The sequence below is a fragment of the Bradyrhizobium sp. AS23.2 genome (assembly GCF_001908185.1).
In the GTDB taxonomy this organism is placed as follows: Bacteria; Pseudomonadota; Alphaproteobacteria; order Rhizobiales; family Xanthobacteraceae; genus Bradyrhizobium.
Genome location: NZ_LGHM01000346.1, coordinates 1 through 1820, shown reverse-complemented (window position 1 = coordinate 1820; position 1820 = coordinate 1). Strand labels below are relative to the sequence as shown.

2 protein-coding genes are annotated in these 1820 nt (G+C 66.6%); both read left to right on the top strand.

The features are described from left to right. The coding region (locus tag AC630_RS42045) for an OmpA family protein (RefSeq protein WP_143198767.1) at window positions 1–1231 on the top strand (1231 nt) is incomplete at its 5' end. Between the two features lie 76 nt (window positions 1232–1307). After that, window positions 1308–1745 carry an IS66-like element accessory protein TnpA gene (tnpA, locus tag AC630_RS42040; RefSeq protein WP_074124324.1) on the top strand — a complete coding sequence of 146 codons (438 nt, stop codon included), beginning with the start codon at window positions 1308–1310 and terminating at the stop codon, window positions 1743–1745. The last annotated feature ends 75 nt before the right edge of the window (window positions 1746–1820 follow it).

Genomic DNA, 1820 nt, shown 5'->3' with positions numbered 1-1820 from the left:
CCGGACCGCGGCTCCCGCCGGTGCTGCGGCGCCGACTGTCGTCCCCGGCACGCCGGCCGCAGCGCCGCCGCCCAACAGGGCGCAATACGCTCCGCCGACGGTTGCGCCGGCCTTCCGGGCCGCGCCGACGGTCGCAGCACCGCTGCCGCCACCGCCGCGTCTGCCACAGCGTGACCTGACGCCGCTCGCGATCGGTGCGGGCGTGGTGGCCGGCGCGGTGATCGGCGCGACCATCGCCGACTACCGCAACCAGCGACAGGAGGTCGTCGAAGGCGGCCGTACCATCTACACCGAGCCTGACCGCATCATCATCCGCGACCCCGGCGGGCAGGAGTACGTCCGCGGCAACGATCTCTATCGCTTCCGCTATGGGGCGCGCGACATCCGCAGCGAGACGATCGGCGGCGAAACCCGCACCGTCGTGATCCGTCCCGACGGCAGCGAGGTGATCACCGTGGTTGGTGCGGACGGTCAGTTGCTGCGGCGAATCCGCAGGGACCCCGGCGGGCGCGAGATCGTCATCATCGACAACAGCTACCGCGATCCGCGGGCGGTCGGCGGCTTCTATGCCGACGTGCCGCCGCCGGTCGTGAACATTCCCTACGATCGCTACATCGTCGACGCCCAGGAGGCGTCGCCGGACGTGATCTACGAGACCATGGAGGCACCGCCGGTACAACGGATCGATCGACGCTACTCGCTCGACGAGATCCGCTACAGCCCCAATGTTCGCATGCAGATGCCGAGCATCGACCTCAACACGATCAACTTCGAGACGGGATCGTGGACCATTCCACCGGACCAGGCGGCTCGGCTGCAGGTGATCGCCGACGGCCTCAACCGCGCGATCCAGCGCAACCCGCGCGAGGTGTTCCTGATCGAGGGACACACCGACGCGGTCGGCAACGACGTCGACAATCTGTCATTGTCGGACCGTCGTGCGCAGTCCGCGGCCGAATTGCTGACCCAGCAGTTCGGCGTGCCGGCGGAGAACCTGACGTCGCAAGGCTACGGCAAGCAGTATCTGAAGGAGCAAACGGACGGGCCGAGCCTGATCAACCGGCGCGTCACCGTCCGCCGCATCACGCCGCTGCTCAACGGTGGCCAGGCCTCGCTGCCGCCGCCCCCCGCCCGGCACCGCGCCGCCGCGCTGAGGCGAAGCACAAATGCAAAATGGCCGGGAGCGATCCCGGCCATTTTTGCTTTCGTCATTGCGAGGAGCGAAGCGTAAGCGCTGTTCATCGGCCACCTACCGGATGACGGGGCGATCTGCGAGTCTGCGGTTTGTTTGAACCGTTAGGCTTAGAATGGATACAGTGCATAGTGCTATCACGGAGCCGGTTCGGCGGCTTGAGGTCTTCACCGGAGCCGGCCGTCGGCGGAGGTGGAGCGACGAGGACAAGGCGCGGATTGTTGCGGAGATCGTTGCGAGCGGCGACTCGGTCTGTTCGGTAGCCCGGCGGCATGGATTGTCACCGCAGCAGTTGTTTGGCTGGCGACGTCAGTTGCGAGAAGCAGCGGGCGGTCATTCCGAAGCAGAAGAAGTACAATTTGTGCCGGCGGTGGTGGATGCCGTGGTGCCGGCGCCCGCTCTTGGCCGGGAGCGCAAAGTGGCGCGCTGCAAGGCCAAGGCGGATTTCGGGATCATCGAGATCGAAGTCGATGGGATCACGATCCGGGCCGGTCGTGGTGCGGATACGACAATGATCGCGTCGATCGTCCAGGCACTGAAGGCGAGCCGGTGATCGGTCCGTCGGGTGCGGTCCGGGTGATGGTGGCGACCAAACCGGTAGACTTCCGCAAGGGAATGGAGGGGCTTG